Here is a 20,819-nt window from a genome sequence, read left to right as displayed (position 1 = left end):
TTTTCAGCTTATCGTAATCCTATAAAACAATAAAAAATCTCACAACCCAAAACACTGCCCATCTTTTTTATATTCGGTAGCGTTTTGTTTGTATGTGAGATTTAAAGATATCATTAAATTAGCATACAGCATGTTAGGATACAGCGTTTGAAAAGAGCTGTCAAGACCGGAAATGATAAACGATTTCCTTGTCCTTCCCACCACTCAGCGGTAAAATGGATATATTGGTTTTTAAAACTCCCAATATGCGGGCTTGTTGTTCAGCCGGCATCATTTTTTTGCCAGAGGGAGGTTGGAACATATGCAACATCATGATTCTATTAAAATAAAACATTTCATCCTAACGCTGATAACCGCTGTTATTGGCGGTGCGCTTTTTAAATTGCTCCATATCCCGGTTCCGTGGTTGCTTGGGCCAATGGTGGCGGGGCTCATCGGTACCAATGTATTGAAGCAACATTATTTTTGGCCAACTGGTATTCGCGATGCAGGTATGATGATTGTTGGCTATACGATCGGTTTATCGATGACACCAGTCGCTTTGCATGCCATGGCGCTTCAATTGCCTACCATGCTGAGTATGACAGTGATCTTGTTACTTTTTTGTTCGGGGATTGCATATGTCGTATCGAAACTTTCTGATAGTGACTATAATACAACGCTGTTAGGTAGTATTCCGGGTGGGCTGACACAGGTAATTATGCTGGCAGAGGAAACAGAAGGCATTAACTTGGCAGTGGTGACGGTCACACAGGTGATTCGGCTGATGATGATTATTATCATGATGCCGCTGCTGGTTACATTACCAGTGTATAACGACGGAGCTGCAGAAAACGCATCGACTGCGGTCAATACAGTGACTGCGAGTTGGAGCGGTTTATTTCCCGGTTTGCTTTTGTTCGCAGTAGTAAGTATTGTACTAACTTTTGTAGGAAATAAAATACACTTTCCAACGTCCTTCTTGTTGGGACCTGCAATTGGTACAGCCATTCTTCAGGCATTTGGTATAGAGGGGCCGCATTTGCCACCGGTTCTTATTAATATGTCACAGTTGATGATCGGTACGCATGTTGGCTTGATGCTGCAAACCGATCAAATCCAGCGGAAAATGCGGACAATTGGTTTGGCGATTGGCAGCGGGTTGATGCTTTTACTGGGATCGTTGGTTTTGAGTGTCGTATTAACAAAAATTCATCCAGTATCGAATGCAACGGCCTTGTTAAGCCTGGCTCCCGGGGGTATGGATCAAATGGGAATCATTGCCCATGAGATTCATGCGGATTTGTCGATGGTTTCCGGCTATCAACTGTTTCGCACTTTTTTTATTTATTTTGCTGTCCCGCCATTGGTGAAGTTGATATTTAAAATGATGGACAGGAGAAAAGCAGCGCAGCAGAATGGACATGCATGACATTATTTTTTGAAGAAGTGTGTAGGGGAGCGTGCTAGAATCTGAACCCTATTTTCGATAAACAATTATTAGTTTGATTGCTCTTTATACCATGGGGAAACCAAGGGCTCAGAAGGTGGTAATATGCACTCCCGCCTCATACTTGTTTTATTAGAATGTTTTAATGTGGGGATGGAAAGGTTATTATTTTTCTTCCTTCCATTCAACATCATGTTCTTTTGCCAGTTTATCGAGTTGATGTTGGTAGTCGCGAAAATTCTTTTTGGCATCATCCAACATGCCATTTGCCTCTTCAATCGCATCCGCATCCTGATCTTCCAGGGCATGCGCAATTTTGACAAATGCATTGTATTGTGTATTCGCTCCCTGAATAATGAGCTCATGGATCTCCCTAAGTTCATCGGTTTCAACGTGTGTATTGTTTAACTCGCTAATGAATTCATTGTAAGTAGGAATGACATCATCGACCAATGTTGCATACATCGTCTCATCATCCGTGTAGTTTTGTCCGGTAACCTCGTTGTAGGCAGAAACAGCAGTATCTTCTAGCTCATGTGCCTTAGTCATTTCTTCATTTGAGTAACTAAGTATGTCATCCTGAATCGGATCACTAAAACAGCCTGCTAATGAGAACACAAAAACAAATGAAAAAAGTCCGGTTAACACCTTTTTCAACATCTCACCTCCCCATTTTACATTCATATGCTAAAAAGGAAGTCCAGGTTTACAAGAGAATACAAGTAGGAATGACCGCTTTAAAAGTGTGCTATTTACCATGCGTAGTTAATCGAGAGTAGAGGAAAGTTGATCGAGAACACGCAAAAGTTGATCGAGCGGAGGGGAAAGTTGATCGGGAACACATAAAAAGTTGATCGAGACAGGTATAAAGTTGATCCGGAAGCATACCCAAGCTCGTCATCCTATAGTAGGAAACGCTAGCATGCACGAGTTAATTCTTCATTCAACAATAGGTGCGCATATGGCATTCTGCGAGCAATAAAAGGTGATGTGCTTTAAAACATCACCTTTTAAAAGTCTTTTCATTGAGATTTATTCCTTATGAAAATCCCGGGCCTAACCGTGTTTGGACAATCTCTCCTCAGCAATCTCCTGCAGCTTGAATTTTTGAATCTTCCCTGTTCCTGTTAACGGCCAGTCATTTGCGGTAACAAACCAAATATAACGCGGGACTTTAAAGCGGGCAACGCGTTTCCTGCACCATTCTCTGATTTCCCGCTTTGTACAGGGAACACCCTGCTTCAATTCAATAAAGGCTGCACCGGTTTCTGTTGTAAGTTGATCGGGGACACCAACAATATATACTTGGTTAACTGCAGCATGCAGCGAAATGACATCTTCAATTTCTTTTGGAGCAACCGTTTCACCAGACACTTTGTAAAGATCCTTACTCCTACCCAAGAGCTGAATGTACCCTTGTTCGTCAATTTGACCCAAATCCCCACTACGAAGAAAGCCATCCTGATCGATTGCAAAGGCGGTTTCGTCAGGCTTTTTGTAGTATCCATGTGTGACAACATTCCCTCTTACTGCAAGTTCACCTACTGATCCTGCTGGTAAGTCTGCTCCAGTATCCGGGTCAATCACCTTATATTCCACACTTGCATCCCCAAACTCTGGATGACCTGCCACACCAGCCAATTTGACTTTGCCGACTTTGGTTGAAATGATGTCTAGTGGATCACCGATTTCAGTTAGCATGGTGGTTGATGAAGCCTCAGTTCCACCACATCCTGTACCAATTTCCTCGACCTTCAATTCCTCGACAGCACGCTTCCAAAGTGGTACCGGTGAAGGTGCGGCACAACATAAAAGGGCAAACAAAGACTCGAGTTGAAACGTTTTTCGTTCGGGTCGGTTCAACATGGCAACAAGCATGGATGGAACAGCGAGAAAGTCGTTGACACGATACTTCTCCATCAACTCAAAGGATTGTAATGGTGAGAACCCTAGACAGGTAACCATTGCCCCGCCAACAAACGAAACAGCGAAAAGCCCCTCTTGGAGAAAATAGACATGATAAAAAGGTAAGGGGGCAAAAATACGTCTTCCATCTTCATAAGCCCGGCTCAAACAAGTAGCAAACCCTGAACGTAACATCATATCATCCGTTAGCATAACTCCTTTTGGCAACCCTGTTGAGCCTGATGTATAAATAATCGCGGCGCATTCATCGGGGTCATCTGTTTCTTTCCACCGTTTAAGGACTGCATCATCTGAAACCTTGTCCGCTTCAGAAATAAAACTCGACCAATCTATAAAGCCATTTGGAATGGGTTCGTTGGCATTTGGTATACAAATAGCACGCTGCAAACGACTGTCAGGCTCTGCTTTAAGGTTTTCGACAATCTTGCTTATGATTGCTGCATGGTTTTGTTTACTTGCTGATTGATGTAAAATAAGCCAATTCGTATCTGATTGGCGAATCATGTAGTTTAGTTCCTCATCCCGAAGCTGTGTGTTTAATGGAACTGCTACCGCTCCAACCATGGAAGTCGCAATAAATAAAGCAATATAATCGGGGTCATTGGCCATCAGGATAGCAACATGATCCCCACGTTTGACCCCCACTTTCATGAATGCTTTAGCATATAAAAATGACCGGTTCCACATTTCTCCATAAGTAACAACATCATCCGGCATCATGATCAGCGGGCGCTCCTGATACAATTGACATTGACTTTTAAAATGGGTGGCAATGGTATGTTTTTCCCAGACAGGAAATTGTGATTCCAGAGCCTGCCGTCTTTCCTGAACGGTAGGGATTGTTGTTTGTTGATTTCTTTGCATCATATCTTCCTCCACCTTGACAGTAATTGATAACAATCAGAGCTAACATCGCTAAAAATTAGGGAGCCTGCCAGATTAAAATTCCATTTTGGCCGCCAAATCCAAACGAATTACTCATTGCTGTGGTAATACGCTGTTTACGGCTTGTATTTGGTACGATATCAAGCGGCACCTCCTCATCACGTGTTTCACAATGTAATGTAGCGGGAATAATTCCTGTTTCCAGGGCTTTAATGGATGCTACACTTTCTATCGCACCTGCAGCACCAAGTAAGTGGCCGATGCCTCCTTTAATCGAGCTAACAGGAATGGTATCTAATTTTTCGCCAAATATGGATCGTAATGCCTTTGTTTCGGCAATATCACCAGCAGGCGTTGAGGTTGCATGAGCATTTACATAATTAATGTCATCCGCTGTTAATTGCGCTGAGCGAAGTGCCCGCTTAATAGCTAATGCTGCACTGTAACCTTCTGGATCTGGCGCAGTATCATGATAGGCGTCGTTTGATGCGCCATAACCTTTTAAAATGGCATAAATATGTGCGCCACGCGCTTTGGCATGTTCAAGTGGTTCAAGCACAAACAATGCCGATCCTTCCCCCATTACCATTCCAGTTCGATTGGCATCGAATGGGCGTGACCATGTGGTTGGATCATCCGGCCCTTTGGTAGCTAATGCACCAGCATCACGCAATCCTGATAAGAAGACATTTGACCATAAACTGTCGGCCCCACCAGCCAATACGAAATCAACGTCATCACGAAAGAACCAGAAAGTGGACTCACCAATAGAATTCGCCGAAGCTGCACAGGCGGTCACATAGGTCACAGATGGTCCGTGGAAGCCATATTGCATAGAAATTGTACTCGATGCTGCATTGGGAATAGCCTTGGAAATCATCCGTGGACCAACCCGTTTGGCGCTTCCGGTTGCTAATTTTTCAGAACCAGCTTCAAGGGATTGAATACCGCCAAATGCTGTGCCAATTGCTGTTCCGATTCGGTCAGGATCAACTTCAGGTACAAGCGTCTCCCCATCACTTTTTAAAAGTTGTGCATCTGTTAATGCTTCTTTTGCCGCAACAAGGGAAAGTTGAGTAAAACGATCTGTATTTTTGGCAAGTCTTTTTGGGAGAAAATTCAATGGGTCAAAATCAGGAACACGAGCCCCTACTGGAGACCATTTACGTAATTGGTCATCCTCGACCCTGTTTACCGCCGAATGATTGGCGATTAAATTTTCCCAAAATGTTGAAAGTCCAACGCCATATGGTGATACTGTCCCAATTCCAGTTACAGCGATTGTTGGTTGGTTCATATAAAAACCTCCTCAAGTTTGATCTTGTTGTAAACCTTGTATTCTATGTAAAATTGTATCCTCTGATTTAATCATTAGTCCGGATTACCAAACCAAATCAAAAATCAAATGTTGATTCTGAACATTATTATAACGCATAGAGTGATAGGGCTCAAATACACGCATTTTATACTCTTGATTTTGAAATGAAATTGCAATACGTTTAAATTTCACATTGTTCAAAGGGTCTTTTATAATGTATGAAATAGTGGTTAACGTTTACATGATTTTTTAATGTTAATTTTTGTTAATTTTAGGATGGTTGTTTTAGTGAGGGGTTGTGTTAACAATTGAAACAAAATAAATATGATGATCCAAATTTCTTTTCTGCGTATGAACAGATGCCACGATCGGTAAAAGGGCTGGAAGGTGCTGGAGAATGGCATATACTGAAAGCGTTAATACCGAATTTGAAAAATAAAACTGTACTTGATCTGGGTTGCGGTTTTGGCTGGCATTGCCGATATGCCCGCCAGCAGCAAGCAAGCTCTGTAACAGGTGTAGATATATCCGAAAAAATGATTCAAAGGGCTCGCGAAATGACCAATGATCCTTCCATTTCTTATATAAACGCACCAATAGAAGACGTTGATTTTCCAAATTCCTCATTTGATGTGGTCATCAGCTCATTGGCTTTTCACTATATTCAGTCTTATACATCAATCTGTGAAAAAGTTTATGCTTATCTAAAGCCTGGAGGGAGTTTCGTTTTCTCGGTTGAACATCCAATTTTCACTTCCCGGAATGAACAAGATTGGTACTACGATGAACGGGGGAGTCGCCTGCATTGGCCAGTTGATAACTATCAAATAGAGGGGTTGCGTGAAACAACATTCTTGAATGAGTCTGTTATCAAGTACCATCGTACAGTTTCCACATATATCAATGACTTAATTAATAGCGGTTTCATGATAAATGCAGTTAAGGAATCATTTCCTTCCGAAGACATGTTAAAAAGTAATCCCGAAATGAAAGATGAGAACCGGAGGCCCATGTTTTTAATGATCTCGGCGGAAAAGGGAAATAGATGATGGGATTTTCCGGGGCAACTGCCATGAAGAAGAATTACTTATTAATCTCCCATATGAAGGTACGTTATCCAATGGCATGAAGATACAAATGAGACTGGACCCTCATGATAAAATTAAAACAGCATATCCAATCTACTAAGGAAGTGTAAACATGAAATATGAAGTTATTATTAAGGAGAGCGACAGAGGTTTAGAAGTAGATGTGCCAGATGTCATTGCCCCTGTTGCAATTCTATTAATGGGTGATATTCAAAGTAATAGTCAACCTTGGTTGAAATTAATACACAAAGTCCTAAATGGTGACTCGAATTTTGAAGAATGTACAGGTAATAATTGTACGTTAGAAATACGACGACACATTACAAAAATAATTGATAATTATAGCGATGAAGAAGATGAAGAATGCACCATTGAAACAAATGAACTTGAAACGATTATAGAATTATGGTCAACAAAATTAAACGGGATGGAGTAAACAATTATTAAAACCCTGATTGACCTAATGACTTTCAGGTTTTTCACCTTTAAAAGAAGATATGTAGAGGGCTTATTACGCATAAGGATGAAGATAGTTTTTAATACGAACATGACATAGTAAATATGATATGGAAAAATAAAGTGAAGAACAATCTGGAATTGCTGTATAAACTGGATCACGAACAAAGCAAAGTTATTAAGTGAAGTCAGAGAAGACCTGGAGCTGTTGAATCAATACATAAACGAGATGGCAAGTAATTTTGCCTCCGATTATTCAATTACATCGTTTAATGGGTTATCGGCGCTAAAATTGACAACGCTTCCTGTTATTTTAAAAGAAGTGTACGGATAGCCTGTTGTAGGGGAAGAAGAAACAGGTATATGGACCAAGATAAAAGATGGCGCCGTAAAGTTTGGAAAATGTCCATACCACACGGGAAAAGGTAGTAATTGGCGAATGGTATTTTGGAAAAGATACGTTAGTTGGTCTAGGTAACACGGTCATGCAACCGTTTGACACCGACGAGTCAACGGCAAATATGGAGATTGACCCAAAAATGACCGCAAAATCCTTGAGTCATGCTATAGCTGGGTCATATAAACGTGATATGTTCAATGGTGATACAGAGAGCCGTTCGCATTGGGTAACATATGCGTTGGGGAATGTGGCCGTATCGGTGGTTGGGACAAAGTTGTGGGAACAATCACCAAGACAGTTGGCAAAAATACCGCATATAGGATCCGCGTCAGATCTAAGAGGAGGTTACTAAATTGAGTAACAATGGAAATCAAATAAAAACAGCTTTATCAAAATTAGGTGTTGATTCACCTACATCTTATTCCGATGCATTAAAAAATGAACGTTTAATAACTATTGAAAAAAATACGACATAATAATACCGGATGATTATAAGCAGTTTCTAAGGTGGTACGGTGAAACCTTTTTTGAAAAGAATATAATTTTTAAACCGTTGGAGCCACCACCTACAGCAACAGAGGACGGTAATCAATATTTCGATGGGTTTTACGGATTAATGAGTGAAAACAATATAAATCAGCAAATAGATGATTATAAAAATCGAATTCCTGGCAACTTAATTCCTGTTGGCGAATGTCCAGGAGGGAACCTGATCTGTATAGGCGTAAATGGAACATCCTACGGTAAGATTTATTTTTGGAATCACGAAAATGAACTTGAAGCCAGATTGATGATTGGTGATGTAGCCGGTGTAGAAAATATTGATTTATATTGGGACAATATATACCTTGTTTCGGAAACATTTGTCGACTTTCTAAACACATTGGAAATCGATAACAATGATTTTGAAGAAGATGAGAACATGGATGAAATAGAATTATGGTTGGACGATGATCTATTAGACGATTAGCATTTGAGTGAATAGTATGAAAAAAACGCAATAATATGATCGGTGAAATCGGAAATTTGTTGTCCTACCTTCTGAATAAATAAAATCCGTATAAAAAAGAATCCCCAATTTCGAGGATTTCCATTTATAACTGGAATGAATATTCCTTAATGGTCGAAGCTATTTGCACAAAATCGTTTTTATGGTTAACGACATCAACGGTAAAATCTGCTTGTGCCCATTGATTCAGCATTTCAAAATCAAAAACATTGTAGTAAAGAAATTGAGTGAGTGATGCAAATGCCGTCTTCTTATTGGCATTGTGAAACGGACGATTTTGTGCCAATGATTCAAAAAGGGCAGCTGCCTTTGTTTCAATCGTTGGGTATACATCTTTTCCAAATGCCGACTGTTGAGGACGGTAAACAGATGATTCGAGCATTGAACGGTCTTTCAACCCGATTGGTTCATTTGGTGAATATTTTAAGATGATATATTGATTGATCGCTTCAACTTCTTTAACGGTTAAATAATGCATCTTATCGGTTGAAATTGTGGTGAAGTGGCTGGACAACATATTTTTCACGCACGCTTTCATGTATTATCTTGATACCAAGATGAATCACTGGTAGGTAAAGGGATTTCGATGCTTCCGTGCAAACGCCACAAACTATACACCATATTCCCACTATTATCACAAGTTCTTTATACTTAAATAAATTCCTTAAAAGCATTACAATAGGAATATATCACTAAAATTTTTGGATGAATTCCACGTTCAAGGAGGAAATGGAATGGACAAAGTGGGGACCCTTTCATCACAAAAGGCTGTGAATAGTAAAGGGTTAACGAATTCAAAATCAATCATTTCTGACATAAAAGAGTTGTTTAAAGCCATTGTGTTAATTTCAAATGTGTTGCCGGTATTTACCGGATTTTGGCTGGCACTACACTTTACAGGTGCATCGTTTGCTGATAACTGGGGTGTATTTATCCTGACCATCGTTGGTAGTATGGCTGTGATGGCTGGCGCATTGGTTCTGAACAATTGGTATGACGTGGATATTGATACGGTTATGGCCAGAACGAAAAACCGGCCGACAGTAACAGGGAATTTTTCACTAAAGGCCGTACTGAAATTGGGGATTGCATTGTCAGTCGTTGGGATGGTCATCTTGTTGTTTACCACGCTTGAAGCAGCCATTTACGCATTTATTGGCTGGTTCGTCTATGTAGTTTTGTATACGATGTGGTCCAAACGCAAATATACATTAAACACGGTGATCGGCAGTGTTTCCGGTGCGGTTACGCCATTAATCGGCTGGGCAGCGATTGAACCAGCATACCATGTTGTCCCAATTGTACTATTTTTTGTCTTATTTATTTGGCAAATTCCCCATACCTTTTCGATTGCCATTAAAAAATACGATGAATATAAAGCGGCCAACGTGGCGATGTTACCAGTTGTACACGGATTTGCGTTTACGAAACGGCAGATGGTTGTCTATATTGCCTGTCTATTACCGTTACCATTTTTATTGGCATCGCTAGGGACAATCTTTATGGTTATTGCCTCGATTTTAAATATTGGCTGGCTTATCCTTGGGATCCGAGGGTTTACCGCCAAGGATGACTGGCAATGGGCACATAAAAATTTTATTTACTCGTTAAGTTATTTAACAATCCTGTTTTTATTGATGATTGTCGTGACCATTCCGGGATCGTAAAAGCTGGCGTAGATAGGATTGAAACAAAAAACCAGAGGAGGCATATCGTTTCCCCTGGTTTTTTATCAACCTTTTTGTGTGTTGTCTTCTTCCTTATCCTTTAGCTTGTTTACATAATGGGCATTTTTAGTATTTTCAAAGTCACCGCGCACGCCCATTTGTGCACTACCTGATTGATCGTTAATAACCGATTCCCGCCTGCCATCAAAATGGGGTGCAGGATTTACACCGGTATTTGCCGTTTCTCTGGGCATTGATCTCACTCCTTTCCTGTTTAGATTAAGTTTTTTTGGTGGAAAGTATGTATGAAGGGTTCACTTCATTTCATGCATGTCAAAAAGCCATGTTGTTAAAGCTAAGGTTATGATTTTTAAAAAGGAGAATGAAGATGGTTGCCATTAAAAAAGGGGAAAACAAGTTTTATGTCGGTGAAAATGAAAAAGATCCGTTGGCAGTAATCACCTATAAGCCTGCTGATGACGGTAATCTGATTGTTGACTACACCTATGTTTCCGATGAATTACGTGGGGAAGGTGTGGGGCAACAATTGGTTGAACAAATGGTGAAATATGCCAGGGAAGAAGATAAAAAACTTATTCCTGAATGTTCCTATGCGAAAGGTAAGCTGAAGAATACACAGGCTTATCGTGATGTGCTGTATGAACAGTAAAAAAATAGAGTGGTGTAGTGATGCCAGACTATCATCGGGTTAGGAACGAAACCGATCGGGTGAACTTTTTATCGTGGTCTTTACCGATTTAAGTGGAGGGTAACGATTTCCGTGACTACTAAAAGTAACTATCGCTGTTTCTGCCAGTGCCTTGTTCACTTGTCTGCTAAAAAAGTGTAGAAATTTAACGGCGCTTTTGGCAGCGGTTTTCACTATTTTACGGCGATTTCAGCACTTTATCGGCGATTCACTTTTACCTCAGCCCCGATCCATTTTCCAATAAATGTTGCATATTCCTCATTTCACGGGCAAACCTTATCCTTTACCAGATTGTTGCCGATAGTTGCGTAATATCATTCCAGTCGATTTCATCATATTAACTTTTTCATAAAATGGTTGCAGATCCTCATCACACATCAGGTCAATCATACAAATGTCATCCAGCTCATTTAGTATTCGTGTAACCAATTCCTTGCCGATCCCATGACTTTGATAGGAAGGCAGCACCTCAAGTAGCGGAATATAGGCGGAAAGAACATGGTCGCTAATCGCAGTAATAAAGCCAATAACCTGATTCAGTTGTTCATCAATGGCCAGAACGACATGATCACTATTCTTTAGTAATCGCAAATGTGTTTCTGGACTTGGTGGATTCGGCCAGAAAATCATATATGGTATTTCACACTGGTTGTAATGGGAATAGCGGGTTATAATGGTAACGACAAACCCAGTCAGAAAGGACCATTCCCGTGTATCTCACCATAAAAGAAACCGCAGAATATTTATCACTTGATGAGCAGCGAGTGAGGGCGTTTGTTTTACAGGGTCGGATTCATTCCGTACATGATGGCGAACAATATCTGATTAACAATACCCAATTCACGACTTATTTTGAACAAGTGGAAAAGTACAAAAAGATGATTGAAGAATATCTAAGCGAACCAATCCCGGAAGATATAGATGTGAAAGATGAAGATTAGAGGGAAAAGCATGAAGCCTAAACATAAGCATGGTAAAAATGAACAGAAAACATTTGAATATAAGGTCAAGGAACAGTCAGAGCTATTACCATTTTTATTGAAAGTGTTATCCAACCGCAGCCGTAATTCCGTGAAATCAATGCTCACCCGTGGACAAGTATCAGTTAATGATCATGTCGAAACGAAACACAACTATCCATTGCGATCAGGGCAAACGGTTACGATCTTGAAAAATAAAACGGCGGTAAAACAGAGTGAATTCATTGGCTTGTCGATTCTGTACGAGGATAACGATATTATCGTGATTAATAAGGATGCAGGGCTGCTGTCGATCACTGACAAAAAGGAAAAGACGCGAACGGCACATCATCAGTTGATGGATTATGTACGTCAAGATAATCCGCAGAATCGTATTTTTGTTGTTCACCGCTTGGATAAAGATACATCTGGTGTGATGATGTTTGCGAAAAGTGAAAAGGTAAAGCGTAACCTGCAAACGAACTGGAAGGATAGTGTCAAAGAACGGACTTATGTTGCGCTGGTGGAAGGGGAAGTAGAAAAGCCTAAGGGGACGATTACCTCATGGTTAAAGGAAAGCCGTACCCACCTGATGTACTCCAGTCCGAATAAAAACGGTGGACAGCGTGCAGTAACCCATTACAAGGTGATGAAGACGAATAAGGATTTTTCTTTGCTGGAAGTCCAGCTTGAAACCGGACGGAAAAATCAAATTCGCGTGCATATGCAAGATATCAGCCATCCAGTTGTTGGCGATAAAAAATATGGGTCAACCGGAAATGCAATTGGACGGCTGGGACTGCATGCAAAAGTACTAGCGTTTGGGCATCCATCGACAGGGGAATTTCTGCGGTTTGAAGCGGCAATGCCAAAGTCGTTTTGGAAGAAAGTAAAGTAAAGGAAAGGAATCTACGGCCTTGTAGGTTCTCTTTTCTAAAAATGGCAAAAAAACTATTAGAAATTTAAGAAAACCCTTGCGCCTTACGTTACGTCATCCAGTATAATAAAGGAAAAGACGTAACGGGGGATGTCGTATGTATTCAATTGGTCAATTAGCAAAAACGGCTGATATAACGGTCAGAACGTTGAGGTACTACGATCAAATTGGGCTGCTGCCACCAAATAGTGTGGATCGCGCTGGTAAGCGTTATTATAACTCGGAAGCGGCGGCAAAACTGCAGATTATCGTTATGCTAAAGGAGCTTGGCTTTTCACTGGAAACAATCCATGAAATGATGGAAAAACAAGTGCAGTCTCCGAAAGATTTGCTGTCCATGCGTTTGCATATAATTGAATTGGAGCAGCAGCGTCTGGATAAGGCAAAAGAAAGAATCCATTTTTTAATTCAAATGATGGAACTAGAAGGGACGGAGGATTGGGAGTATTTTGTTGATTATGTTTCCTCAAACCAAGTCAGCGCCCAAGAAATGGCCGAAAAATGGGATCGTCATTTTACAAAAGGAGAACTGGATAAAATCGCACGGTTACCAGAGGTTGGACAGGATATCGAACAAATAAATAAATGGATCCATATCGTGAAGGACATTCGAAACATTCTTGGCACAGACCCAGCATCTCCAAAGGCACAGGAACTGGCAAAAAGATGGCTGGATCTAGCCTATGAGATGTTCGATGATGATCGGGAATTGGCCCATAAAGTGTGGCAGGTGAACGATGAAGAAAACCTTGGATTCTATCACTTTGATGAAGAAGTGGTGGCATTCATTAACAAGGCCTGTGAACATTTATTCCAGGAACAGAACGGCGGTGGGAATTTATGAATAAAAAACTAATTATTCTTGACTTAGTTTGCTATGGGGCCATCCCGTTTCTGATTTGGAGGTACGGCCGTGATTTGACTGGTGATTACTGGGCGATGTTGCTTTCCACAGTTCCTGGATTCATCTATACGGTTTACCGCTTTGCCAAGGAGCGGCAGTTTAATATCGCAGGGCTATTCATTATTGGATCGCTTTTAATCGGAACAACTGTTGATCTCTTATCGGGAAACGCGGAAAACATGCTTTGGAATCAAGTCTATCTGGGCTATGGATTTGCATTTGTTTTTCTATTGTCAATGATGGTAAGAAAGCCACTGGGACTTTACTTTGCAGTGGATTGGGCCTATTTGCAAGGGTTTCGCCGCAAAGATAGTTTGACCTTATTTTCCAAAAAAGGACTTTTCCAATGGTATCAATTGGTAACCTTATTGTTTGTTCTTCAAGGGGTCTTTCAAAACACACTAAAGGCATGGCTGATTTACAAATTTGGTGTGGACGGATATGATCAGGTGTTGATCTATCGGAAAATTAGTGGGTATATCTTTTCAGCAATGATTTTCGGCGGGTTTATGTTGGCTGGAGTCAAAACAAACAATTATTTGAAAGAACACTCCTCTGACTATGCCGCCAAATCATTTGTTAAGTGACAATAAAGTTGTTTGCAATAAAGATATTCCTTAATCAAGCCATGTAAAAGAATATTGCGATATTGCGTATAGAATACTGATAAAAATTCTGAAGGTCGGAGGTAAGTGATGGAATCAGTAATTCAAGTTAAAAAAGCAGATGAACGACACATAGATGGAATTGCAAAAGTATGTACAGATGGATATTGGGCAACATATATTGATTTACGTCCAAAAGAATATATAAATAGGATTATTAAAGAGTTTTATAACATTGAAAGAATCACAAATGAAATTACCTGTACAGGTCGAGAATGGGGTGGTTACGTAGTGGCTTTGGAAGATGGAGAAGTTATTGGGGCTGGTGGAGGTGGCATGATCGGAAAAAATACTGGTGAACTATTTGTACTGTATCTTAATCCCAACCGAAGAAATGAAGGCATAGGCACAATGATTCTTGAAGCTATTACCAAGCAACAAAAAGATTTGGGAGCCACTGAGCAATGGGTCTCTGTAACAAAAGGAAACAAAAAAGGCATTCCCTTTTATGAAGCAAAAGGATTTACCTTTAAATATGAAAAAGAGAGTTATGGAAACATTCAAAGTGAGGATTATATTTCATTAAGATATCATCGTTTTATCTAATAAACACAAAACTATGTGTTAATTCAAGAAAGTGGAAGGAGACTGTTTAATATAGTATATCAGGTTCTAACTGATTCTGACGTACGTGATGGATGGGAACTATACAAAAAGACCGATAAGCAATCCAAAAAAGAGCAGCATGTTTTTATAGCTGCTCTTTTCATCTGACTAAAAAGGAGCTTTCTCTACCACACGCCCCTTTCTGCCTACCGTTGTCTCTGCATATTTGAGCGAATGGACCACAGCTTCCTCGGTTGCCTCTACCACTGCTTGAAAAAGGTGATTCATCACTGGATGGTCATCGCGAATATGGGTTAGTGTTTCTGTATGCTGATCGCTTTCATGCATGTATGTATTGGCAGTTGAAAAGGCAATCGCGATATCTCCGCTGCCATTAGCGATCATACTGCCGGTTCGTCCCAGTCCAGCGGCACAGCGTTTGGCCAACCGTTTTAATTGCCGATCATAAAGTGGGGCATCAGTAGCAATAATCATCATGATCGAACCATCGGGTGTATCGATGTTTTTGTTATCCCAGTTGGCGAACAGGGCATCTTCCCGTTTGCCAAAATTACTGAGCACCAGGCAGCCGACAGTATAGCTATCATCACCAGCACGGACGATCCTTGATGCGGTACCAATTCCGCCTTTATAGCCAAAACAAACCATCCCTTTTCCGGCGCCGATCGCACCTTGTTCGACTGGCCCTGTTGTCGCGTCTTTAATCGCTTGAATTGCATGCTCTGGCTCCACCGCTTGCAGTCGCATTGAATTAAGATAGCTATCATTGCATTCTCCAACAACGATATTAATCGAACTGGTAGAATCGCCAATCTCCTTATTCGTTTCCAGCATATATTGCAATGTGCCTTGCATTACAGCTCCAACGCTAAACGTATTGGTGAGCATAATTGGTGACTCCAGTAACCCGAGTTCATCTAATTGTACAAGCCCGGCCGTTTTGCCATACCCATTAATCACCGCACTCGCCGCCCGGGTTTTCTTGGTAAATAGATTGCCACCATGGGGTAGAATGGCCGTCACCCCAGTGCAAATAGTATTTTGTTCATCAATTTTTTCATATAAAGTGACATGGCCAACTTTGACTCCTTGGACATCAGTAATGCCATTGAATTTTCCTTTGGATAGATTCATTATGTATGTGCTCCTTTATATGTATTTACTTATAGTCTAGCAAAATTCAGGAAAGGCACCGAAACAATTCACCTAAAAAATTGTACGGTGTTATCTGCAAATAAGAACAAGATTTGTGTAAAAAAAGCTGCTCTAAAAAAGATTGATAGACTTTTTAGAGCAGCTTACGATTATATTTAGTAGCATGTGATAGTTTTACAATGACTTATTATAAACCTTAGTTAAAACCGTTTAGCACCAATGTAATGTTTACCCCAATAATAATCCCATGAATCAGATGAGGTAACCTCAACACCAGTTGCTTCTGTCCCAGCGTGAATCATTTGGTGATTTCCAAGATAGATACCACTGTGTGAAACGCCACTACCATATGTTCCTTCAAAGAAAACAACATCTCCCGGTTGTGGGTTGTCTACTTGTACACCGTCATTTGCCCACATACCTGCATGCGTTCTGCTGAGTGAAATACCTTGTTGTTTAAACACATAGTTAATGAAACCACTGCTGTCAAAACCACTAGGATCTGTGCCACCCCAGACATAAGGAGTACCTACCAAGCTTTGTGCGATAGAAACAGAGTCTCCGGAATTTGCACCGGATGCATTAACCGTTTGAGATTGTACCGATACGTTAACTGGTTCAGCAACTTGTGCATTACTATTACCAGTAGCATTTCCTCCTGCTGCCGATCCATTATTCAATGCGTTCAATGTTGGAGTATCTACAACTCCATCGGCATCCCAACCTTGGTCATATTGGAATTCAATTATCTTTTGTTGCGTATTTGGTCCATAAACTCCGTCCGTATTTATGTCATAACCCTGTTCCTGTAGTTTCTGTTGTAAGTCGGTTACCTCCTGACCCTGATCACCTTGCGAAAGAATGGCAACACCAACGCCTGTACTTTCACTGGAACCTACTTCGGCTGAGGGAGCATTTGCATCTGCCTCCGGGGCACCATGTGCAAAAACGTTACCTGTCATCATTGGAGAGAGTGCCAATGAAGTCATCAAAGTAGTAGAAACGAGTGTCTTTTTTATCATACGATTTTTTGTAGCCAAGATTTATCCTCCTAAATTAAAATTCTATGTAGACAAAAGTAGATTCATGTCTAATATTGGCTAGTATAACAAAGAAATATTTCATAAATGTTAACGAGAGAATACAATCTCTTTTCAAATTGGAAAATCCGCTAGTTTCTTCCATCTTTGCTAGTTATCATGGATATGAGGCATACGTGTATAATTATTGCATTTCTATTTCTCTGGTGGTACTATAAAACTATCAATAGAATAATGATCACATGTTACTTATCCGATAAGGCATAGTGGTAAATGAGGAACAATATAATGTGCCTTTCATACCTCTATGCCTTTTTTGCTGTGTAAAATCACGTAAAAAGACAAATACTACCATGAAAAAGGACAAGGAGCGATAAATCATGGCTTTTAATCTATTCAAGAAAAAGAAACAAGCAGAAAATGTCGAAATCAAGGCACCGGTGAATGGTGAAATTATACCGATAGAAGAAGTGCCAGACCCAGTATTTAGCCAAAAAATGATGGGTGATGGGATTGCTTTGATTCCGTCAGACGGAAAAATTATGTCTCCTGTCACAGGAACAGTGATTCAATTTCCTGATACTAAACATGCGATTGGCATCAAGGCGGAAGATGGCAGTGAAATCCTTGTTCATGTTGGTTTGGAAACAGTCGGATTGAAAGGAGAAGGATTTACGGCAAAAGTGAAGGAGGGGGATAAGGTTTCCACTGGCCAGTTAGTACTTGAAGTTGATTTGGAATATATCCGGGAACATGCTGACAACATCGTTACGCCTGTTATTATTACCAATAGTCAAGACAGTGGAAGGGAATATCAAATGACCGATGCTAAAACAGGTACGGCAGGAGAAACAGTCATCATCACGTCAACCGAAAAATAACAAGCTAAAATTATTTTAGCTTGTTACCACACTTGCCAAGGGAGGTGGGGTAATGCGGATAAAGCAAATCCTGAACAATAATGCCGTCGTCGTAATGGATGGGGACGAAGAAACAATCGCAATCGGTGGTGGTGTCGGATATAACAAGCATAAAAAAGATATGGTCAATACCGCTAAAATTGAAAAGCTGTTTGTGTTAAAAGAAAATAAGAAACTACAGGAACTGCTGATGCGTATCCCTGAGAAACATTTTCTCATTTCGGAGGATATTATTGACTATGCTGAAAAATATCTGGGAACAAAATTAAACGAACATGTGCTTATTGGATTAACCGACCATATTTCTTTTGCCCTTGACCGGGAGAAACAAGGGATCCGGATCAAAAATAAATTACTTCCGGAGATCAAAGTCTTGTATAAGAAGGAATTTCATATTGGGCTTTGGGCGATCGATCATATTAAAAATAAACTGCAAGTGGAAATGCCACCAGACGAGGCCGCATTTATCGCTTTGCATATTCATTCGATGAAACTTCAGGATGGCAATCTTCATGAACTTGTCAGGCAGACATCGATATTAAAAGAAATGATTGAAACAATCGACCAAACATTGGGGATTAACGTGGAATCCAATGATATTGCCTATGAACGTTTAATTTATCATTTGCGGTTTGCACTGGACCGTGGCAAAGGGGAACAGTATCATGTCATGGATGCGGACATGCTGAAGATGATCACAAGTAAATTTCCGGTTGCCTATCAATGTGCAAAAAAAGTTGCTGATGTTTTGGCTGCAAAGCATGATATTCATTTACCAGAAGATGAACTTGGCTATATTACACTTCATATCGAACGAATGCAACGAATGTAAAGTACACTACCATCATATATTTTTTGAAAGCGATTATATTGAAATTCCAAGGGGGAAACAGTTATGATGAAAGCTTTACAGAGCCTGGGCCGGTCAATCATGCTGCCGGTTGCCGTTTTGCCAGCAGCTGCTATTTTAGCCGGACTCGGGAACTGGATTTTAGGTTTTTGGGAAGGTAACGTCATTGGTACATTCCTGTCGAACGCAGGTACATCCATTTTAGACAACCTGGGTATGCTTTTTGCAGTCGGTATTGCCATTGGATTGTCCAAAGATAAACATGGTGCCGCCGCATTGAGTGGTCTGGTCGGTTTTTTGGTAGTCACCAATTTGATTTCAACTGATTCTGTTGCAGATTTATTAGGAAAAGATGTAGCGGACGTCAACCCGGCCTTTGAACAAAATGATAATGTGTTCATCGGTATTTTAACCGGGGTCATTGCTGCCATGATGTATAATCGATTTAGTGGTGTCAAGCTGCCAGATGCGTTAGCGTTCTTCAGTGGAAAGAGACTCCCGCCAATTATGACGGCAGCCGCGATGGTTGTGGTGGCTGCGGTTTTATTCTTTGTTTGGCCGGTTGTATTCGGCTGGCTTGTTGCGTTTGGTAAAGCTATCAGTAGTTTGGGAGCAGTTGGTGCCGGTCTGTATGGTTTCTTTAACCGTCTATTAATTCCAACCGGTCTGCACCATGCGTTGAATTCGGTATTCTGGTTTGATGTTGCGGGAATTAATGATATCGGCAAGTTCCTGGCTAGTGAGGGAACAAAAGGCATTACCGGTATGTATCAGGCAGGATTTTATCCAATCATGATGTTTGGTGTGCCTGCTGCAGCGTTGGCTATGTACCATACTGCGAAAACCAAGCGTAAGAAACAAGCTGCATCTTTGATGATGGCAGGGGCGTTTGCAGCTTTCTTTACCGGGGTTACTGAACCGGTTGAATTCTCGTTTATGTTCCTTGCTCCAGCATTGTATGTTGTCCATGCCCTTTTAACAGGACTATCGTTGTTTATTGCAGCTACATTTCATTGGACATCAGGCTTTGGGTTCAGCGCTGGATTTGTTGATTATACATTAAGTTTTATGAACTCAATCGCCAACAAGCCGTATATGCTCATTGTTCAAGGACTCGTCTTTGCAGTTATTTACTATTTCTTGTTCCGTTTCTTGATCACAAAATTTAATCTGAAAACGCCAGGGCGCGAAGATGATGCAGAGGAAGCGGAGGAAAAGGATGTTGCCTCAACAGACGGAGATGACAAATACGCTGTCATGGCTGCCAAAATTTATGAAGGACTTGGCGGCGATGAAAATGTGGATGCTGTTGATTATTGTACAACTCGCCTAAGGGTTGAAGTAAATGATATGGATAAGGTGGATCAAGATAGAATCAAGTCTACAGGTGTTCCGGGAATTCACGTCGTAGGAAAACACAGTATCCAGGTCATCGTTGGAACAAGTGTACAATTTGTTGCCGATGAAGTGAACAAAATCCGTAATGTGAAATAACCTAAGTCTTGGATTATAAGATACAAAAACACCCTATTTTGCTGAAAGATAGGGTGTTTTTTTATGTCCATTCCTGCTATATGGGTAGCGGATATCTTCGCAAACGAACACCATGCACGGAACCTTTGCGGCGTGTGGAATATCTCCCTCACGCATCACTGTGAATGGATGTTTTCTCTTCCTCTCGATTCCAGTTAGACCTCTCCCAAATCCAGTCATATAAAATACTTGCAGTTTCTCTAAATTTGCGTTATAAATAACATACAAGTTCATATTGCGAGTTCCTTCGGGGCAGGGTGTAATTCCCGACCGACGGTAAGAAGCAGTCGTATGCTTTAAGTCCGTGACCCGTACGGTTGTCAAAACCAAACGGTGGATCTGGTGCAACTCCAGAACCGACAGTTAAAGTCTGGATGGGAGAAGGAATTTAGATAACAAGCA

General features: G+C 40.7%; 24 protein-coding genes and 1 riboswitch. Of the genes, 16 read left to right on the top strand and 8 right to left on the bottom strand.

Features of this window, described 5'->3' with window-relative positions:
• Positions 1–301 precede the first annotated feature (301 nt).
• The gene (locus O2S85_RS15275) at positions 302–1,411 is read left to right on the top strand and encodes an AbrB family transcriptional regulator (protein ID WP_269410167.1); all 1,110 of its coding nucleotides are present in this window, start codon (positions 302–304) and stop codon (positions 1,409–1,411) included.
• A gap of 183 nt (positions 1,412–1,594) precedes the next feature.
• Here O2S85_RS15275 and O2S85_RS15270 read toward each other — a convergent pair whose 3' ends face one another.
• The 3 genes from O2S85_RS15270 to O2S85_RS15260 form a co-directional block, all read right to left on the bottom strand.
• A complete protein-coding gene (locus O2S85_RS15270) occupies positions 1,595–2,113 on the bottom strand; it encodes a hypothetical protein (protein ID WP_269410166.1) in 519 nt (172 codons plus the stop codon).
• Between the two features lie 372 nt (positions 2,114–2,485).
• Positions 2,486–4,222, bottom strand: coding sequence for a class I adenylate-forming enzyme family protein (locus tag O2S85_RS15265; protein ID WP_269410165.1), 1,737 nt, complete (start codon positions 4,220–4,222; stop codon positions 2,486–2,488).
• Positions 4,223–4,277: 55 nt separating this feature from the next.
• Positions 4,278–5,537, bottom strand: a complete 1,260-nt coding sequence (locus O2S85_RS15260) for a beta-ketoacyl-[acyl-carrier-protein] synthase family protein (protein WP_269410164.1) — start codon at positions 5,535–5,537, stop codon at positions 4,278–4,280.
• 329 nt (positions 5,538–5,866) lie between these two features.
• On the opposite strand from O2S85_RS15260, the gene O2S85_RS15255 reads away from it, so the two are divergent.
• The 5 genes from O2S85_RS15255 to O2S85_RS15235 all read left to right on the top strand — a co-directional run bounded on the left by O2S85_RS15255 (position 5,867) and on the right by O2S85_RS15235 (position 8,472).
• On the top strand, positions 5,867–6,607 hold the full coding sequence (locus O2S85_RS15255; protein ID WP_269410163.1) for a class I SAM-dependent methyltransferase: 741 nt from the start codon (positions 5,867–5,869) through the stop codon (positions 6,605–6,607).
• A gap of 151 nt (positions 6,608–6,758) precedes the next feature.
• Positions 6,759–7,082: a hypothetical protein gene (locus tag O2S85_RS15250; protein ID WP_269410162.1), complete on the top strand. Its 324-nt coding sequence runs from the start codon at positions 6,759–6,761 to the stop codon at positions 7,080–7,082.
• 415 nt (positions 7,083–7,497) lie between these two features.
• Positions 7,498–7,854, top strand: coding sequence for a hypothetical protein (locus O2S85_RS15245; RefSeq protein ID WP_269410161.1), 357 nt, complete (start codon positions 7,498–7,500; stop codon positions 7,852–7,854).
• A 1-nt stretch (position 7,855) separates the two neighbouring features.
• Positions 7,856–7,978 carry a hypothetical protein gene (locus O2S85_RS15240; RefSeq protein WP_269410160.1) on the top strand — a complete coding sequence of 41 codons (123 nt, stop codon included), beginning with the start codon at positions 7,856–7,858 and terminating at the stop codon, positions 7,976–7,978.
• On the top strand, positions 7,975–8,472 hold the full coding sequence (locus O2S85_RS15235; RefSeq protein WP_369420105.1) for an SMI1/KNR4 family protein: 498 nt from the start codon (positions 7,975–7,977) through the stop codon (positions 8,470–8,472). Before O2S85_RS15240 ends, O2S85_RS15235 begins: the two co-directional genes overlap by 4 nt.
• 124 nt (positions 8,473–8,596) lie before the next feature.
• Here the strand turns inward: O2S85_RS15235 and O2S85_RS15230 are convergent, their stop codons facing one another.
• The gene (locus tag O2S85_RS15230) at positions 8,597–8,989 is read right to left on the bottom strand and encodes a type II toxin-antitoxin system death-on-curing family toxin (RefSeq protein WP_269410159.1); all 393 of its coding nucleotides are present in this window, start codon (positions 8,987–8,989) and stop codon (positions 8,597–8,599) included.
• Between the two features lie 256 nt (positions 8,990–9,245).
• Here O2S85_RS15230 and cyoE point away from each other — a divergent pair, with 256 nt between their 5' ends.
• Complete coding sequence (cyoE, locus tag O2S85_RS15225) at positions 9,246–10,178, top strand: heme o synthase (protein ID WP_269410158.1); 933 nt, start codon at positions 9,246–9,248, stop codon at positions 10,176–10,178.
• A gap of 65 nt (positions 10,179–10,243) precedes the next feature.
• Here the strand turns inward: cyoE and O2S85_RS15220 are convergent, their stop codons facing one another.
• Positions 10,244–10,432: a hypothetical protein gene (locus tag O2S85_RS15220; protein ID WP_269410157.1), complete on the bottom strand. Its 189-nt coding sequence runs from the start codon at positions 10,430–10,432 to the stop codon at positions 10,244–10,246.
• A gap of 134 nt (positions 10,433–10,566) precedes the next feature.
• Between O2S85_RS15220 and O2S85_RS15215 the strand changes: the two genes are divergently transcribed.
• Complete coding sequence (locus tag O2S85_RS15215) at positions 10,567–10,848, top strand: GNAT family N-acetyltransferase (protein WP_269410156.1); 282 nt, start codon at positions 10,567–10,569, stop codon at positions 10,846–10,848.
• Positions 10,849–11,163: 315 nt separating this feature from the next.
• On the opposite strand, the gene O2S85_RS15210 is transcribed toward O2S85_RS15215, so the two are convergent.
• A complete protein-coding gene (locus O2S85_RS15210; protein ID WP_269410155.1) occupies positions 11,164–11,517 on the bottom strand; it encodes a GNAT family N-acetyltransferase in 354 nt (117 codons plus the stop codon).
• An 80-nt stretch (positions 11,518–11,597) separates the two neighbouring features.
• On the opposite strand from O2S85_RS15210, the gene O2S85_RS15205 reads away from it, so the two are divergent.
• The 5 genes from O2S85_RS15205 (at position 11,598) to O2S85_RS15185 (ending at position 14,898) form a co-directional block, all read left to right on the top strand.
• A complete protein-coding gene (locus tag O2S85_RS15205) occupies positions 11,598–11,828 on the top strand; it encodes a helix-turn-helix domain-containing protein (protein ID WP_269410154.1) in 231 nt (76 codons plus the stop codon).
• A 10-nt stretch (positions 11,829–11,838) separates the two neighbouring features.
• Positions 11,839–12,744, top strand: a complete 906-nt coding sequence (locus tag O2S85_RS15200) for an RluA family pseudouridine synthase (RefSeq protein WP_269410153.1) — start codon at positions 11,839–11,841, stop codon at positions 12,742–12,744.
• Positions 12,745–12,880: 136 nt separating this feature from the next.
• Positions 12,881–13,627, top strand: coding sequence for a MerR family transcriptional regulator (locus tag O2S85_RS15195; RefSeq protein ID WP_269410152.1), 747 nt, complete (start codon positions 12,881–12,883; stop codon positions 13,625–13,627).
• Positions 13,624–14,274, top strand: a complete 651-nt coding sequence (locus O2S85_RS15190; protein WP_269410151.1) for a VC0807 family protein — start codon at positions 13,624–13,626, stop codon at positions 14,272–14,274. The genes O2S85_RS15195 and O2S85_RS15190 overlap by 4 nt, the downstream gene beginning before the upstream one ends.
• A gap of 108 nt (positions 14,275–14,382) precedes the next feature.
• Entirely contained in the window at positions 14,383–14,898 is a 516-nt protein-coding gene (locus O2S85_RS15185; RefSeq protein ID WP_269410150.1) for a GNAT family N-acetyltransferase, read from the top strand.
• Between the two features lie 168 nt (positions 14,899–15,066).
• Here O2S85_RS15185 and O2S85_RS15180 read toward each other — a convergent pair whose 3' ends face one another.
• Both O2S85_RS15180 and O2S85_RS15175 read right to left on the bottom strand, forming a co-directional pair.
• A complete protein-coding gene (locus tag O2S85_RS15180) occupies positions 15,067–16,053 on the bottom strand; it encodes a DmpA family aminopeptidase (protein ID WP_269410149.1) in 987 nt (328 codons plus the stop codon).
• A gap of 221 nt (positions 16,054–16,274) precedes the next feature.
• On the bottom strand, positions 16,275–17,114 hold the full coding sequence (locus O2S85_RS15175; RefSeq protein WP_269410148.1) for a C40 family peptidase: 840 nt from the start codon (positions 17,112–17,114) through the stop codon (positions 16,275–16,277).
• A 380-nt stretch (positions 17,115–17,494) separates the two neighbouring features.
• Here O2S85_RS15175 and O2S85_RS15170 point away from each other — a divergent pair, with 380 nt between their 5' ends.
• The 3 genes from O2S85_RS15170 to nagE all read left to right on the top strand — a co-directional run bounded on the left by O2S85_RS15170 (position 17,495) and on the right by nagE (position 20,378).
• Positions 17,495–17,995 (top strand): PTS sugar transporter subunit IIA, encoded by a 501-nt coding sequence (locus O2S85_RS15170; protein WP_269410147.1) that lies wholly within the window; start codon positions 17,495–17,497, stop codon positions 17,993–17,995.
• A 52-nt stretch (positions 17,996–18,047) separates the two neighbouring features.
• Entirely contained in the window at positions 18,048–18,866 is an 819-nt protein-coding gene (locus tag O2S85_RS15165) for a PRD domain-containing protein (protein WP_269410146.1), read from the top strand.
• 63 nt (positions 18,867–18,929) lie between these two features.
• On the top strand, positions 18,930–20,378 hold the full coding sequence (nagE, locus tag O2S85_RS15160) for an N-acetylglucosamine-specific PTS transporter subunit IIBC (RefSeq protein ID WP_269410145.1): 1,449 nt from the start codon (positions 18,930–18,932) through the stop codon (positions 20,376–20,378).
• Between the two features lie 278 nt (positions 20,379–20,656).
• Positions 20,657–20,807, top strand: a riboswitch (FMN riboswitch).
• The last annotated feature ends 12 nt before the right edge of the window (positions 20,808–20,819 follow it).

The organism is Lentibacillus daqui (genome assembly GCF_027186265.1).
Taxonomy (GTDB): Bacteria; Bacillota; Bacilli; order Bacillales; family Amphibacillaceae; genus Lentibacillus_C; species Lentibacillus_C daqui.
This window is presented reverse-complemented; position numbering and strand designations above follow the sequence as displayed.